The organism is Acinetobacter sp. HR7 (assembly GCF_000773685.1).
GTDB lineage: Bacteria > Pseudomonadota > Gammaproteobacteria > Pseudomonadales > Moraxellaceae > Acinetobacter > Acinetobacter thermotolerans.
The window spans coordinates 25160-40358 of sequence record NZ_JPQO01000191.1; the positions used below are offsets into that span (position 1 = coordinate 25160).

Below are 15199 nucleotides of genomic sequence, written 5' to 3' on the forward strand. Positions count from 1 at the left end.
GTTTTTAGCAAAAACTCAGATAGGATGAAACACATGTTTTCATCCTTTTCTGATTTTATGAAGATTATTCAGCAAGCGTCCTATAACAATAAAGATGTTGAGATTCAACAACGCGAATATCTCTATCAGGGATTTTTAAAAGTAGAAAAAGTCCAGGTGAGCCATCGCCTGTTTAACAGCAATGAATATATTCCACCAATCCAACGTGAACTGATTGAACGCCGCCCGGCTGCGGGAGTTCTGCTGTATAACGACCAGCAACAGAAATTCGCCCTAATCGAACAGTTCCGTATCGGAGCGTTGAATGACCCGGACTCGCCTTGGCAACTGGAAGTGATCGCTGGTGTACTCGACGGTAATGAATCTCCAGAAGACTGCATCCGCCGTGAAGCCCTAGAAGAATCGGGTTGCGAACTTAAAGATCTGCAGTTCCTTTATAGCTTCTATCCATCGGCTGGCGCCTGTTCAGAAATGTTCCACCTGTTTGTCGCTCAGGCAGACCTGCCAGTACAGGGTGGCGTGCATGGCATGCCGGAGGAAGGTGAAAATATCCAGCTGCATGTGTTTGATTACACCCATCTTCCAGAACTGTTCCGAAATCACCGCCTGAGAAATGCACCGGTGATTATGGCCCTGCAATGGCTGCAACAGCATATTGCCACCACGGCTTCCAAGGAGTAGCGAGCATGACGCAGACTTCTACTCCTGCTGCTGAAAAAGTCTGGACCTTAATTCAGATCACCGATACCCATCTGATGGATCAGCCCGAACTGAGCTTTGCCAACATGAATCCGGAACAAAGCTTTCTGGATGTGGTCAAGGATATTAAACAACGTTTTCCGAATATTGATGCCGTAATTCATACCGGCGATCTGGCGCAGGTTGCAGCAGAATCGACCTACCAGCGTTATCTAGAATTTATGCAGGACTGGCAGGTGCCGCATTACCAGATTCCGGGCAATCATGATGACAATCTGGTCATTTTCCCATTCCATAACCATAAGAATGAAGCCCATGCCATTCACTTTGGTTCATGGACCTTAATCCTGCTAAACAGCGCGGTCAAAGGCCGGGTCGATGGCTGGGTAGAACAAAAGCAGCTGGAGCAACTGGAACAGTTATTGCTTGAACATCAACAGCAACATGTGATTGTGGCCTGTCATCATCATCCTTTTGCCATGCAATCACACTGGATTGACCAGCACCGGCTCAAGAATGCAGAAGCCTTAAAGGATGTAATTGCCCGTCACAGTAATGTGAAAATAGTGCTATTTGGTCATGTGCATCAAGATTCTGAAAACGAATGGCAAGGTGTGCGCTATCTATCGACCCCATCGACCAGCGTACAGTTCAAGCCACTTAGCGAAAACTTTGCTCTGGATCAGGCCCAGCCAGGCTATCGCGTGCTGTTACTGAAAGAGAACGGAGAGTACGAAACTTACATTAACAGAGTGAGATTAACACAGACTAAAATTAATACCGAAATTTCAGGTTATTAACTTTTCAATTTGTTTTTTTTGCTTTACTTTATTGCTCTTTAAGGAAACGTGATATCTACAATTGCCGCCATCAAAGACTATCAAAACGCATAAAAAGTCTATATGATGACGACCCCCATAGGAGGATAATCCTTCTTCAGGGTGGATAAAAATTTGCATATCACCATATTTTTTGCGTAGTTACCTGCGCATATGATGAGGAATGCCCTAAATGGCGAATGACAACCAAAATCAAGTCTTAGACGAACAAACTGCTGTTGTAGACGAGAAAGCTACAAAACGTGTGCGCAAATCTAAGCCGAAAACGACTGAGGGTGGTTCTACTGCTAGCTTATTTGGTATCGAACCTTATCAGCCTAAAAAGAATGAAGAATACATGTCTGAGGGCCAGCTAGAGCATTTTCGCCAAATCCTGATGGCATGGAAAGCCGAGCTGATGTCTGAAGTGGACCGTACCCTGAACACCATGCAGGACGAAAATACTGCCCTTCCGGATGTAAACGACCGCGCAACCCAAGAAGAAGAATTTGCGATCGAACTACGTACCCGTGACCGTGAACGTAAACTGATCCGTAAAATCGAACAGTCTCTGGAAGCGATCAAAAATGATGACTACGGTTTCTGTGAAACCTGTGGTATTGAAATTGGTCTGCGTCGTCTAGAAGCGCGTCCAACTGCGACTTTATGTATTGACTGTAAAACCCTTGCTGAAATCAAAGAGAAGCAAAATAACGGTTAAGCATGTCTATAAATAATCCTCCCTCAACCCCTCCTTTGATAAAGGAGGGGGACAACAGGATGGCTTATGTGGGCCGGTTTGCGCCATCGCCAACCGGCCCTTTGCATTTTGGCTCCCTCATAACTGCCGTGGCCAGCTACTGCGATGCCCGCGCTCATCAGGGCAAGTGGCTGGTCCGTATTGAAGATACCGACATTCCCCGCATTTATCCCGGCAGCGAAGAACATATTCTGCGTGCCATGGATGTTTTTGGCTTCGATCCCGATGCCGAGATTATTTTCCAAAAAGACCGTCTCGATATCTATGAAGGCGTAATTGAACAGCTACATCAGCAGGGTCTGGTCTATGCCTGCCAATGTACCCGCAAGATGCTCGGTTCCAATCATATTTATCAGGGTACCTGCCGTAACCTAAACCTGCCATTTGAGCATCAGGCCATTCGGGTCAAGGTCGAAGATGTTGAAATCTGCTTTGATGATCCGCTGCAAGGCCGTCACTGTTCTAACCTGAAGCGTGATCTCGGTGATTTTGTCCTGAAACGCCGTGATGGGATTATCAACTATCAGCTGGCCGTCATCGTGGATGACTATCTGCAAGGCATGACCCATGTGGTTCGTGGTGCCGACCTACTCGACAATACTGAACGGCAGATTTATCTAGGTCAGCTACTCGGCTACCCTCGCCTACAGTATATGCATCTGCCACTAGCCATGAATGATCAGGGCCAAAAACTGTCTAAGCAAAATCTGGCACAGGCACTCGATCTAAACCAGGCTCCACAATTACTGCAACAAGCACTGACTGCCCTGCACCAACCAGACGTAGAACTGGATACCCCAGAACGCATGCTTAAACAGGCCGTGGCACAATGGGATATTGAACGGATTCCGCATACAACTGAGCTACAAGGCCACTATTTATAGAACTGGATTTTGGCTTAAGCTAAAGAAAAATTCAGCTGAGTGTTGGTCTATGTTGTTTATTTTTGGAATTGGTCCGAAAACCAAAGTCATCGAGAAAAGTCAGTTCTTATGCCCTGTTTGCCGGACACGTGCCGATTATGAGCTGAGACAGCAGCGTAATTATTTTTCTTTATTTTTTATTCCCTTGATTCCGCTATCCAAAGCAAAACAGGCCTTTGTCCGCTGTAATCACTGCGGGACGGTCATGCCAAGCACGGTACTTGACCATGCCCAGCCTGACCCGAACCGTCAGTCCAACCTAGAAGCTTGATTCCTCACGACTTGGGTTGGTTTCACGTGTGGTAGCATCAATCTTGAGAATCAGACTGATCATCATGGCACACATAATCAGGGATGAACCGCCATAACTAATAAATGGCAGGGTCAAACCTTTGGTTGGCAGCATACCCATGTTCATACCTGAGTTTACGAGAACTTGTAGCAAGAAAATGATACTGATCCCATAGGCCAGATAACCCGCACGCAGGTAATGGTTTTTCAGAGCACGATGCCCGATACGGATACAGCACACGATCATAGTAAATGACAGGATCAATACCGCAGCAATACCAAGAAAACCAAACTCTTCACCCAGAATCGCCAGCATGAAGTCAGTATGTGCTTCCGGTAGATAGGACATTTTCTGGATACTGTGTCCCAAACCGACCCCGGTCCATTCACCACGACCGAAGGCCATCAGGGCATTCGATAGCTGATAACCAGTACCCAGTGGATCTTCCCAAGGATTCGAGAACGACATCAGACGTTTCAAACGATAAGGTTCCAGTAAAATCGCCCCGATCAGAGACACTAGCAGAATCCCGAAAGTGGCACCGAACTGAATCAGTGGAGCCCCTGCCAGGAAGAACACGCCCAACATGGTCAGGGTAATCACCACGGTCGCGCCCAAGTCAGGCTCCAGCATTACCAGCAGGATCGTGAATCCCATAATGATACACAAACGCACCAGACCGGAAATCTTGTTCCGGACCTCCTCAGCACGTCGTACCACATAGTCCGCAGTAAAGATTGCCATCATTACCTTAGCCACTTCCGAAGCCTGTAAGGTAAAACCAGCCAGACGAATCCAGCGTTTGGAACCATTCACCTCAGTCCCGACGACTAGCACAGCAGCCAGCAGAATAATGGTAATAAACCACAGAAAGAAGGTACTGTTAAACCAGCGATTCAGCGGAATTTTATAGGTGGCATAAGCAACACCTGCTCCGGCAATAATCGAAATCGCATGGCGAGTCAGGTAGTGAAAGGGATTGCCATTAATCCGCTCGGCATAGGGCATCGATGCCGATGCTACCATGATCGAACCCAGACATAGCAAGGCCAGTACGCAGAAAATTAGCACATTGCGCGGATTAATCTCAGCGGGTAGCTTTGGTACCCACTGCTCATAGAATTGAGTAATTTTATTGATCGCAGTCTGAGCAAACTCAGCCATAGCACGAATCCTTGTTATTCTTAGTTGAGCGCGTTGACATAGGCAACGAACTTACGACCACGCTCGGCATAGCCGCCAGCAAACATATCAAAACTTGCACATGCCGGAGACAATAGCACGACATCTTCAGGCTGGGTATTTTTTTGACACAATTCCACTGCTTGTTCCAGTGTCTCGGCATGCAACAGTGTGGTAGTCCCTTCAATGGCTTTTTCAATAATTGGACGATCCACACCAAGCAGCACTGCGACTTTGGCATATTTAGACAGCGAATCACGTAAAGCGGTAAAGTCTTGACCTTTGCCCTGACCACCGAGAATGATTGCAACCTTGCCACCTTTGGCTTCAATCGCCATACCCAGACCGTCAATTGCTGCCAGTGTTGCGCCGATGTTGGTGCCTTTAGAATCGTTGTAATAACGCACACCATTGACTTCTTTGACGAATTCACAACGGTGCTCCAGACCTTTAAAGTTTTTTAAGGTTTCCAGCATGCTATCCATTGGTAGGTCAATCGCTTCACCCAAAGCCAGACAAGCCAATGCATTGGCAACATTGTGAGTACCCTGGATATACATATCCGAACTTTTCAGCAAGCGCTCACGACCACGAGCCAGCCAGATGGTGCCGTCATTGTCTTTCAGGATACCGAATTGATTCATATCCGGTGCATTCAGGCCAAAGCTTTGCATTGGGGTAGTATCTGGAACCAATGGACGGGTCAGTGAATCATCACGGTTAAACACGACTTTTTTCACGCCCTGGAAAATACGGTGTTTGGCAGTGTGATAGCCCAGCATGTCACCGTGACGGTCCAGATGGTCTTCACTCATGTTCAACACTACGGCCACTTCTGCATTTAAATTCGAAGTCGTTTCTAACTGAAAGCTAGACAATTCCAGCACATACACTTCAGGGTCATCTTTGGTTAAGTCCAGTGCTGGACGACCAAGGTTACCACCGACTGCCACTTTTTTGCCGGCATCTTTTGCCATCAAGCCAATCAAGGTAGTCACGGTACTTTTAGCATTGGAACCGGTAATTGCCACGATAGGTTTATCAGTGGAACGACGCAGAATCTGGATTTCACTGACGACTGGAATACCTTTAGCAATCGCCGCCTGAATTTCTGGCAGTTTAGGGTCTAGTCCCGGGCTGATTACGATTTCTTCAGCAGACAGCAGTAAATCCTGATCCAATTTGCCAAAACTGGTCTGTACTTCAGCCGGAATCTGGTCATGGCCCGGTGGCACAGCGCGAGAGTCGGTAACAGCAACGCGGTAGCCCTGGTCATGTAAGAAATTGACTGCTGCAACACCTGAAATACCGAGTCCTGCAACGACTTTAAGTCCACCACGTTGTATTAACATTTTTGCCTCATGTTCTGGTCTAATTTGAAACTTTGGAAATGTTAGCACTTTGCCGTTTTGAATGCTTTTTTTGATTGGCTTTTCTACAGATTTTTTTTTATATCGCACAAAAAAGCCAGCACAAAAATGCTGGCTTTTTCACTTTTAGCTAGGATGGAAAATTATTTCCATTTTACCGCCTGCTGGGCTGGCTTTTTCGCAGTTTCCTGTTCAGAGACAGGGCAAGAACAATTACCGCCACAACCACCGCTCATGGCCGGTTTCAGCCATTTTGCCAGGGTATGCCAGCCCTTGACTTCAGCTGCATTAGACAGTTTCAGGAAAACCGAGCGTGAAGTATTCGGAAATACCTTCTTGAATACTACCACGGCACTCCAAAGTACCAGTGCTGTCACAATTAGAACTTCAATCATCTCAGTCTCCCCTTCACATTTATTTGTTGCTTCAGTCAATCTTAACCAAAGTAGTGTGAAGCAATTTGATAGGTCAGGAATGACATCAAGTATGCCAGACCAAACAGGTAAAAGGTCATAAAACCTACCGTACGCCATGACCCTGTTTCACGACGAACTGTTGCCAGGGTTGCCAGACAGTGCGGCGCATAGATAAACCACACCAGCAAGGACAAACCAGTCGCTAGTGACCAGCCCAGATCACCACCACCGCTGATCAAGGCTGCCAGTCCTTCCGACATCGCATCTTCATCGACTGCAGATAACGCATACACCGTACCCAAAGCTGCGACCACGACTTCACGCGCGGCCATGGCTGGAATCAGTGCAATACAGATCTGCCAGTTAAAGCCAACCGGGGCAAAGATGGGCTGGATCAGATGACCGAGCATCCCCGCAAAAGAGTAATCGATATCTGGCAGCGTTGCGCCTTCGGGTGGTTGCGGGAAAGTACACAGAAACCACAGCAAAATAGACAGCGCAAAGATGATGCCACCAACACGTTTCAAGAAGATCTTGGCACGATCCAGCAAACCGATCCAGATATTCTTGAGATCCGGGAAGCGGTAACTTGGCAGCTCCATCAATAACATGTGGCCGACTTTGTCTTTATTAAAGAACTTCAATACAAAAGACACACACAGTGCACTCAGAATGCCGGCCATGTACAGGCCAAACAGCACCAGACCTTGCAGGTTAAAGATGCCCCACACGGTTTGTGATGGAATGAAAGCGGCAATCAATAGTGCATACACTGGCAGACGTGCCGAACAAGTCATCAAGGGTGCCACAAAAATCGTAGTCAAACGATCCCGTGAATCACTGATGGTCCTTGAAGCCATGATGCCCGGGATCGCACAGGCAAAACTGGACAGTAAAGGAATAAAGGCACGGCCAGACAGACCAGCTTTAAACATCAGCTTATCCAGCAGGAAGGCTGCACGCGGCAAGTAACCGGATTCTTCGAGGACCAAAATAAAGAAGAACAGAATCAGAATCTGTGGCAGAAACACCACTACACCACCGGCACCTGCGATAATTCCATCCACAACCAGACTGTTTAACAATGGGTGAGCAATCATCGGGCCTACAGCTTCACCCAGCCAGCCAAAGAAGGCTTCGATGCTATCCATAAATGGTGCGGCCCAAGCAAACACGGCCTGGAAGATGACAAACATCATTACCGCCAGACTTACCAAGCCCAGCACCGGATGCAAGAAAATTTTGTCAAGGAAATCGGTACGTTTGTCTTCGTGGTCAACGAAGTTCACCACATCTTTCAGGATACTTTCGATTTTGTGGTGACTATCACCGCTTAAACCGGTCATTTCAGTTTGTGGCATGGCATATTTGCCCTGATCCAGCGCATTCATCAGGTTTTCAATGCCTGAATTCCGCACCGCAACAGTTTCTACCACTGGAATACCTAAACGCTGAGACAGTTTCTGAGTATTGATCTGCATGCCACGACGGCGTGCTTCATCCATCATGTTTAGAACCAACAGTACTGGACGACCCAGCTGGATCATTTCCAGCACCAGTCCCAAGTGCAGTTTCAGGTTGGTAGCATCAACCACACACAGAAAAGCATCCTGCTGGCCTTCTTCGGCTATTTTGCCTTGCACCACATCACGGGTAATCGCTTCATCGGGACTGGTAGCATCTAAACTGTAGGTCCCTGGTAAATCCAGCACGCGTACTGGCTTGCCTGATGGAAGAGTGAAATGACCGATTTTACGTTCAACCGTCACCCCGGCATAGTTGCCAACTTTTTGTCTGGTTCCGGTTAAATGGTTGAATAATGAGGTTTTACCACAGTTAGGGTTACCGACAAGGGCAATACGTAAGGCATCACTCATGCCGTAACTCCAGGCTCAATTTCAATTTTTGCTGCCTCCGATTTACGCAGGGCAAAACGCGTAAATCCGATTTGAATTAGAATAGGATCCCCACCAAAAATACCTTTGGTAATCACCTGCACTTCGGTACCAGGCACAAAACCTAATGTTTCCAGACGACTCGCTACAACATTGTGCTGAGCACCCTCACCATCAGTAGTTCGATTGATCTTTCGAATGATGGCTGTTTGCTTCACTTTTAATTCCGACAAACGCACCGTGAAAATTCCTAAGATTTTTGCACAGTATACACGCAGATGAGAATAGTTACCAAATAAGGTTTAATTTCATTTTTGCCGGACTGCTGAACAGATCGACAGATCATTCAAATTGCTCTACAGTGCAGAATATCCATCAAAATGATTGATTTATCTGAGTAAGCGCAAGCCTCTATGTTGAATAAAAAGCCCCGTATTCCTGCTCCGGTCCAGATTCCAGAAGATGCCCAATTCCTGCAGGGATACCGTGACTATCTGATTGCCCAGACTGTCAGTCCGCATACACGTAATGCCTATTTATCTGATTTAATTCAATGTATTCACTGTTTGAATAAACCTTTACCAGAATGGAATCACGACGATATTTCCGATGTGATGATCGAGCTAACCAAACAGCAGAAAAGTCCACGATCAATTGCACGCTGTTTGTCCGCCCTACGCTCATTTTTTAAATTTCTGCGTGAACAGAAATTAAGAAGTGACAACCCGATGGCTGCACATAAAACCCCAAAACTGGGACGTGCCTTGCCCAAAGACCTGTCCGAAGCCGACGTCGAAGCGTTGATTAACGCACCAGACATTAATACCGCACTCGGCTTACGCGACCGTGCCATGCTGGAAGTACTGTATGCCTGCGGTCTGCGCGTCAGTGAACTGCTGAATCTGCGCTTAGACTTGATCAATTTAAAACAGGGTTATTTACGTATTGTCGGTAAGGGTAATAAAGAACGTCTAGTGCCGATGGGACAAGTCGCCTGTGAATGGATTGAAAAATATCTGAATGAAGCTCGTCCACAACTGTATAAAACCTCGACAGATTATCTGTTCCTGACCCAGCTAGGTGGCATTATGAGCCGGCAGAACTTCTGGTATGCGATCAAACGCTATGCCCTGCAGGCTGAAATACAAGCTGAATTATCGCCACATACTTTACGGCATGCCTTTGCCACGCATTTACTCAATCATGGCGCGGATCTACGTGTGGTACAAATGCTGCTGGGACATAGTGACCTGTCTACCACTCAGATTTATACGCATGTGGCACAGGTACGCATGCAGCAGCTGCATGCCACTTATCACCCACGTGCCTAAAGCCCCTGACAACAGCGTGTACAGAGAAGTTCAACGTGCATGGCATTTTTTTGCTATGCTAGTCGTCTAATTTTATTCAAGAACAAAAAGGGTTATTTATGACATTTGCCCGCTCCAGCCTGTTTATCGCATGCACTCTTGCTGCAGGCCTCGGTCTTTCAGCCTGCTCAAATTCTAATAAAGACGATAAAAAGCCAGACAACTTAACGGCAAGTGCACCAGCAACAGGGGAAGCGTCGACCTTATCCGAACGCAATGCACAGCAACGCCTGATCTCGACATTAGAAGGTCATTTCAAGAAAGCGGGCATCAAGGCCAAAATTACTGATATTAAAACCACTGAAGTGCCAAACTTGTATTGGGTCAGTCTGGAAGGCATGTCGTCGATTTATGCGACCAGCGATGGCAAATATATTATTCAGGGCGATGTGATCCGTCTGGGGGATAAGCAGCTGCATAATGTCAGCGAAACCTTGCAGTCTGAAGTGAACAAAAAACTGTTTGCTTCCCTGAAAAAAGAAGATCTGCTGATCTATCCGGCTAAAGACAAAGCTAAGCACGTGATCTATGTGTTTACCGATGTTAGCTGCCCTTACTGCCATAAATTCCATGAGCAAATGGATGAAATGAATGCCAAAGGCATCGAAGTACGTTATATCGCATGGCCACGTGGTGAGCAGCATATGCCGGCGATGGAAGCGATCTGGTGTAATGAAGACCGTCGCGCCGCATTCGACCAAGCCATTGCTGGTGGTTCAATTACCCCGGCAAGCTGTCAAAATCCTGTGAAAGATCAATATCAAATGGGTCTAAACATCGGCGTGAACGGTACACCGGGTGTGTACAGTTCTGAAGGCTTATACCTTGGTGGATATATGTCGACCTCGGAACTTCTGGATCGCCTTAAATAACTCATTTTAATGAGTTATTTAACTTTATCTTATACATAAAGATATTCTGCGATCACCCTAGAGTCAGCGCGTTTTTTTAGCTATGATCTAGGCTCTCGTAAAAACTGTTTATATTTGGAGTGTGACGTGAAACCAGTTCGTCTGGCAATCCTCGGTCTTGGTACTGTGGGTGGTGGTGCCCTGAAACTATTAAAAGAAAATGCTGCTGAGATTAAACGTCGCACCGGTCGTGAAATTCAAATTACCTACGTAGGTACCCGTCGTCCACGTCCTGATCTGGACTTGGACCCAAGCATCAAGCAAAGTGCGGATCTGCTTGACATCGTCCGTCAACCGGATGTGGATGTCGTAGTAGAAGTGATGGGTGGTATTCACCCTGCCTACGAAGTGATTAAGGAAGCCATCCTGCATGGCAAACAGGTTGTGACCGCAAACAAGGCATTGCTTGCTGAACATGGTAATGAACTATTCAAACTTGCTGATGACAACGCTGTGCAGATTGCTTACGAGGCAGCGGTGGCTGGTGGCATTCCAATTATTAAAGTGATGCGTGAAGGTCTGGCAGCCAACAAGATTGAATGGCTGGCGGGTATCATCAACGGTACAGGCAACTTCATCCTGACTGAAATGCGTGACAAAGGCCGTGCTTTTGAAGACGTACTGAAAGAAGCACAAGAACTCGGTTATGCCGAAGCTGACCCAACCTTTGACGTGGAAGGCATTGATGCAGCACACAAACTGACCCTTCTAGCTTCTATTGCATTCGGTATTCCGCTGCAGTTTGACAAAGTCTTCACCGAAGGCATCAGCAAAATTACCGCCCAAGACGTGAAATATGCTGAAGATCTCGGCTTCCGCATCAAACACCTCGGTATTGCCCGTCGTGCCGAAAATGGGATCGAACTGCGTGTGCACCCAACCCTGATTCCTGAAGAACAGCTGATCGCCAATGTCAACGGCGTGAAAAATGCCGTACTGGTACAAGCCAATGCCGTTGGCCCTACCCTTTATTACGGCGCAGGTGCAGGTGCCGGCCCTACTGCTTCTGCAGTCGTGGCGGATATCGTGGATATCGTACGTGACATTTCTTACACTGAAGACGGTGCAGGTACTATTCCACAATTGGCATTTGAAAGCTTAAGCGACTTGCCAATCCTGTCACGCGAAGAAATGACCACTGGATACTACATCCGCATCAATGCCGAAGATCAGACTGGTGTGCTGGCTGATGTGACTGCAATTCTGAGCCGTAACGGTATCAGTATTGATGCCATCATGCAGCAATCCCGTCTGAAAGACCTTATTCCGATCGTCATCCTGACTGACCCAGTTAAGGAAGCGAAAATGGATGAAGCGTTAAAGCAAATTCAAGCTCTTCCTGTCATTCATGGCGAAATTGTGCGAATTCGTTTAGAATCGCTTGATAATTAATCGGGTTGAGGGGACTATATCCCCTCGCCAAGCTCTACACACAATTGGAACATCATCATGTCGAATGCCAATCGTTATACTGGTTTAGTTGACCGCTATCGCGACCGTTTACCAGTGTCTGCAACTACTAAAGCCATCTCTCTAGGCGAAGGTAATACGCCACTGATTAAGCTTGCGAATATTCCTCGCATTATTGGCAAAAATGTTGAAATTTATGTGAAGTACGAGGGCTTAAACCCGACTGGTTCATTTAAAGACCGTGGTATGACCATGGCGGTAACAAAAGCAGTTGAAGAAGGCTCTAAAGCGATTATCTGTGCATCTACAGGTAACACTTCTGCAGCTGCAGCAGCTTATGCGGCGCGTGCTGGTATCAAAGCATTCGTACTGATCCCAGAAGGCAAAATTGCCATGGGTAAAATGGCACAAGCCATGATGTATGGTGCAATCACTATGCAAATCCGTGGTAACTTCGATGATGGTATGCGTCTAGTGAAAGAAGTTGCGGATAAAGCACCTGTCACCATCGTGAACTCCATCAACCCATACCGTCTGCAAGGTCAAAAAACCATTGCTTACGAAATCGTGGACGAATTGGGTCGTGCCCCTGACTATCACTGCCTGCCAGTCGGTAACGCAGGTAACATCACTGCACACTGGATGGGTTATACCGAAGCGCTTGCTAACCAGCCGAAAGAACAGTTTGAACAAGTGGTTTATAACCCTGAAACTGATCAGTTCACTGGTCCTAAACCAGAAGGCCGTCCAACGATGGTCGGTTACCAGGCTGCTGGCGCTGCACCTTTCCTACGTGGTGCACCAGTAGCAAACCCTGAAACGATTGCAACTGCAATCCGTATCGGTAACCCCCAAAGCTGGAACCATGCAAAAGCCGTTGTTCGTGATTCTCAAGGCTGGTTCGATGAACTGACTGATAACGAAATCCTTGAAGCACAACGCCTGCTATCTATGTACGAAGGCGTATTCGTAGAACCTGCTTCTGCAGCATCTATTGGCGGTGCGATCCGTGACATCAAAGCGGGTAAAATTGCCGAGGGTTCTGTGATCGTATGTACCGTAACTGGTAACGGTCTGAAAGACCCAGACACTGCGATCAAACAATGTTCTGATGCCGTGATGCTGTCGATCGACGCTACTCTGGATCAAGTACGCGATTCTATTCTTTCTAATATGTAATAATCGGATCAAAAAAAGCCCTGCAAGTGCAGGGCTTTTTTATATATGCTTAAAAGGGATTAAACACGTTGTTTAGGCAGGCTGGATACCCAAGTCATCAGACGAGTGGCATCGTTGGTACGTGCAGCAGTTGAATCTGCACCTAATACCACGACCACCACAGGACGATTATTCAAGGTGGTATGCATCACTACACAACGTCCTGCTTCATTAATATAACCGGTTTTAGACAGGTTGATGTTCCAGCCACCATTACGCACCAGTGAATTGGTATTATTCGATTTCAATACACGGTAGCCCAGGTTGAAGTCATAGCTCGCCGTGGTTGAGAACTGACGAATCAGGCCATACTGAGACGCAGTATTCACTAGAATCCCCAAATCACGTGCAGAAGACACATTGCCAGGATGCAGACCAGTAGATTCCATATAGTGTGTTGAATTCATACCGAGTGCTTTGGCTTTGGCATTCATCTTGGCAATAAAAGCTGCCCGACCACCAGGATAAGTCCGGGCCAACGCTGCTGCAGCCGGATTTTCTGATTTCATTAACGCAAATAATAAGGCTTCAGCACGATTCATCGTATCGCCAACACGTAAGGTCGAGCTCGAGCTCTTACAACCTGCACATGAAAAATCACTTTGTTGCAGGGTGATTTTTTCATTCATGTTCAGACGCGCATCCGAAATCACCACTGCGGTCATCAGCTTGGTAATCGAGGCAATCGGCACTGCCATATTGCTGTTCTTGCTATATAGCACTTCACCGGTCTGGGCATCCATTACCAATGCAGAACGTGCATTTACCGATGGCTGGCTACTATAGGTTTTCGTATCTAGAATCTGTATAGTTTTGGCCGGCTCCTGCACCGCCTGACCATTCTGACTACGGATGCTTGTAGTAACCGTCGTAGAGCCAAGTGGAGAAGGCTCATCGGCGTCCGCGCCATCATTCAGGAACTGGTTGGCCTGTTCAGAAGACCAGCTCAAGCTAGCCTGAGGAGTCGCTGCTGACGAATTCATGATGATTTCAGCAAAACTCGTCGTACTCGTGCTGACTGCAATCGACAGACCCAGTACATGCATCAAAGACTTGTGTGTTTTCTTCACTATTCCTTCACCCAACTAACGAGGTAAGATTGATTTGCGTATTACCTCTAATATGGCTTACATTACATTTACCACAATGCAGAACAATTATTGATCTCTACACTGCCTAATACGGTTTTTTATGAACTGTCTTTAGGATTGCTAATTTTGTAGTTTCATTGCAAGCTTATTTTGCGTTGTGTAACAAAAAAAATGATTTTTCATCCGAGGGAGAGTATACGTGATCACAGTTTTAGTTGTAGATGACCATGAATTAGTGCGGACCGGTATTTGTAGAATGCTTGAGGATCACGCCGAGATTCAGGTTATTGGACAAGCTGAATCTGGTGAGGAAGCGATCGCCCTCGTGCGTCAGCATCATCCAAATGTGGTGCTGCTCGATGTGAATATGCCGGGAATTGGCGGTGTAGAAACCACCCGTCGCCTGTTACAGACCGCACCAGATACCAAAGTCGTGGCTGTCAGTGGTCTGGCTGAAGAACCTTACCCTTCCCTACTACTAAAAGCTGGTGCCAAAGGTTATATCACCAAAGGTGCACCCGTGACCGAGATGGTCCGCGCCATTAATAAAGTCATGCAGGGCGGTAAATATTTTAGCGCGGATATCGCGGAACAGCTGGCGAGTTCTTATTTGTCCGATACCCAGCAATCGCCTTTTGACTCGCTCTCGGAACGGGAAATGCAGGTGGCGATGATGGTAGTCAACTGTATTAGCGCCCAGGAAATTGCCGACAAGCTTTTTGTGAGTGTAAAAACCGTCAACACTTACCGTTACCGTATTTTTGAAAAACTCAATATTGACAGTGATGTCAAACTTACACATCTCGCGATGCGTTATGGCCTGATCAAGCCATAATCTTTATGT

At 46.9% G+C, this 15199-nt stretch carries 16 protein-coding genes; 10 read left to right on the top strand and 6 right to left on the bottom strand.

The features are described 5' to 3' along the window. Window positions 1-57: 57 nt before the first annotated feature. From GW12_RS11335 to GW12_RS11355, 5 genes are all read left to right on the top strand, one after another. Window positions 58-681 carry an NUDIX domain-containing protein gene (locus tag GW12_RS11335; RefSeq protein WP_034587603.1) on the top strand — a complete coding sequence of 208 codons (624 nt, stop codon included), beginning with the start codon at window positions 58-60 and terminating at the stop codon, window positions 679-681. Window positions 682-686: 5 nt separating this feature from the next. Next, window positions 687-1499, top strand: a complete 813-nt coding sequence (cpdA, locus tag GW12_RS11340) for a 3',5'-cyclic-AMP phosphodiesterase (protein WP_034587546.1) — start codon at window positions 687-689, stop codon at window positions 1497-1499. A 211-nt stretch (window positions 1500-1710) separates the two neighbouring features. Next, a complete protein-coding gene (dksA, locus tag GW12_RS11345; RefSeq protein ID WP_034587548.1) occupies window positions 1711-2238 on the top strand; it encodes an RNA polymerase-binding protein DksA in 528 nt (175 codons plus the stop codon). Between the two features lie 2 nt (window positions 2239-2240). Further along, on the top strand, window positions 2241-3161 hold the full coding sequence (gene gluQRS, locus GW12_RS11350; RefSeq protein WP_081403496.1) for a tRNA glutamyl-Q(34) synthetase GluQRS: 921 nt from the start codon (window positions 2241-2243) through the stop codon (window positions 3159-3161). 49 nt (window positions 3162-3210) lie between these two features. Further along, a complete protein-coding gene (locus GW12_RS11355) occupies window positions 3211-3471 on the top strand; it encodes a zinc ribbon domain-containing protein (RefSeq protein WP_034587551.1) in 261 nt (86 codons plus the stop codon). Here GW12_RS11355 and ftsW read toward each other — a convergent pair. The 5 genes from ftsW to GW12_RS11380 all read right to left on the bottom strand — a co-directional run bounded on the left by ftsW (window position 3460) and on the right by GW12_RS11380 (window position 8594). Next, window positions 3460-4656 (bottom strand): putative lipid II flippase FtsW, encoded by a 1197-nt coding sequence (gene ftsW, locus GW12_RS11360; RefSeq protein ID WP_034587552.1) that lies wholly within the window; start codon window positions 4654-4656, stop codon window positions 3460-3462. The genes GW12_RS11355 and ftsW overlap by 12 nt on opposite strands. A gap of 20 nt (window positions 4657-4676) precedes the next feature. Beyond that, entirely contained in the window at window positions 4677-6026 is a 1350-nt protein-coding gene (murD, locus tag GW12_RS11365; protein ID WP_034587605.1) for a UDP-N-acetylmuramoyl-L-alanine--D-glutamate ligase, read from the bottom strand. A gap of 161 nt (window positions 6027-6187) precedes the next feature. Beyond that, window positions 6188-6439 (bottom strand): DUF6587 family protein, encoded by a 252-nt coding sequence (locus GW12_RS11370; protein ID WP_034587554.1) that lies wholly within the window; start codon window positions 6437-6439, stop codon window positions 6188-6190. Between the two features lie 41 nt (window positions 6440-6480). Further along, a complete protein-coding gene (locus GW12_RS11375; protein WP_034587557.1) occupies window positions 6481-8337 on the bottom strand; it encodes a ferrous iron transporter B in 1857 nt (618 codons plus the stop codon). Next, entirely contained in the window at window positions 8334-8594 is a 261-nt protein-coding gene (locus GW12_RS11380; protein WP_034587559.1) for a FeoA family protein, read from the bottom strand. The genes GW12_RS11375 and GW12_RS11380 overlap by 4 nt, the downstream gene beginning before the upstream one ends. Before the next feature lie 174 nt (window positions 8595-8768). Between GW12_RS11380 and xerD the strand changes: the two genes are divergently transcribed. The 4 genes from xerD to thrC all read left to right on the top strand — a co-directional run bounded on the left by xerD (window position 8769) and on the right by thrC (window position 13225). After that, window positions 8769-9686, top strand: a complete 918-nt coding sequence (xerD, locus tag GW12_RS11385; protein WP_034587561.1) for a site-specific tyrosine recombinase XerD — start codon at window positions 8769-8771, stop codon at window positions 9684-9686. Window positions 9687-9784: 98 nt separating this feature from the next. Then, the gene (locus GW12_RS11390) at window positions 9785-10597 is read left to right on the top strand and encodes a DsbC family protein (protein WP_034587563.1); all 813 of its coding nucleotides are present in this window, start codon (window positions 9785-9787) and stop codon (window positions 10595-10597) included. Between the two features lie 126 nt (window positions 10598-10723). After that, window positions 10724-12028 carry a homoserine dehydrogenase gene (locus GW12_RS11395; RefSeq protein ID WP_034587565.1) on the top strand — a complete coding sequence of 435 codons (1305 nt, stop codon included), beginning with the start codon at window positions 10724-10726 and terminating at the stop codon, window positions 12026-12028. A gap of 57 nt (window positions 12029-12085) precedes the next feature. Continuing rightward, entirely contained in the window at window positions 12086-13225 is a 1140-nt protein-coding gene (gene thrC, locus GW12_RS11400) for a threonine synthase (RefSeq protein WP_034587567.1), read from the top strand. A gap of 59 nt (window positions 13226-13284) precedes the next feature. Here thrC and GW12_RS11405 read toward each other — a convergent pair whose 3' ends face one another. Then, window positions 13285-14334: a D-alanyl-D-alanine endopeptidase gene (locus GW12_RS11405; protein WP_152598549.1), complete on the bottom strand. Its 1050-nt coding sequence runs from the start codon at window positions 14332-14334 to the stop codon at window positions 13285-13287. Between the two features lie 220 nt (window positions 14335-14554). On the opposite strand from GW12_RS11405, the gene GW12_RS11410 reads away from it, so the two are divergent. Then, complete coding sequence (locus tag GW12_RS11410; RefSeq protein ID WP_034587571.1) at window positions 14555-15190, top strand: response regulator; 636 nt, start codon at window positions 14555-14557, stop codon at window positions 15188-15190. The last annotated feature ends 9 nt before the right edge of the window (window positions 15191-15199 follow it).

What these genes read in the sequence shown, in the direction of transcription:
- GW12_RS11355 (WP_034587551.1), top strand. Translation starts at nt 3,211, where the DNA reads ATGTTGTTTATTTTTGGAATTGGTCCGAAAACCAAAGTCATCGAGAAA.
- GW12_RS11375 (WP_034587557.1), bottom strand. Translation starts at nt 8,337, where the DNA reads ATGAGTGATGCCTTACGTATTGCCCTTGTCGGTAACCCTAACTGTGGT.
- dksA (WP_034587548.1), top strand. Translation starts at nt 1,711, where the DNA reads ATGGCGAATGACAACCAAAATCAAGTCTTAGACGAACAAACTGCTGTT.
- GW12_RS11390 (WP_034587563.1), top strand. Translation starts at nt 9,785, where the DNA reads ATGACATTTGCCCGCTCCAGCCTGTTTATCGCATGCACTCTTGCTGCA.
- murD (WP_034587605.1), bottom strand. Translation starts at nt 6,026, where the DNA reads ATGTTAATACAACGTGGTGGACTTAAAGTCGTTGCAGGACTCGGTATT.
- xerD (WP_034587561.1), top strand. Translation starts at nt 8,769, where the DNA reads ATGTTGAATAAAAAGCCCCGTATTCCTGCTCCGGTCCAGATTCCAGAA.
- ftsW (WP_034587552.1), bottom strand. Translation starts at nt 4,656, where the DNA reads ATGGCTGAGTTTGCTCAGACTGCGATCAATAAAATTACTCAATTCTAT.
- cpdA (WP_034587546.1), top strand. Translation starts at nt 687, where the DNA reads ATGACGCAGACTTCTACTCCTGCTGCTGAAAAAGTCTGGACCTTAATT.
- GW12_RS11335 (WP_034587603.1), top strand. Translation starts at nt 58, where the DNA reads ATGAAGATTATTCAGCAAGCGTCCTATAACAATAAAGATGTTGAGATT.
- thrC (WP_034587567.1), top strand. Translation starts at nt 12,086, where the DNA reads ATGTCGAATGCCAATCGTTATACTGGTTTAGTTGACCGCTATCGCGAC.
- GW12_RS11370 (WP_034587554.1), bottom strand. Translation starts at nt 6,439, where the DNA reads ATGATTGAAGTTCTAATTGTGACAGCACTGGTACTTTGGAGTGCCGTG.
- gluQRS (WP_081403496.1), top strand. Translation starts at nt 2,241, where the DNA reads ATGTCTATAAATAATCCTCCCTCAACCCCTCCTTTGATAAAGGAGGGG.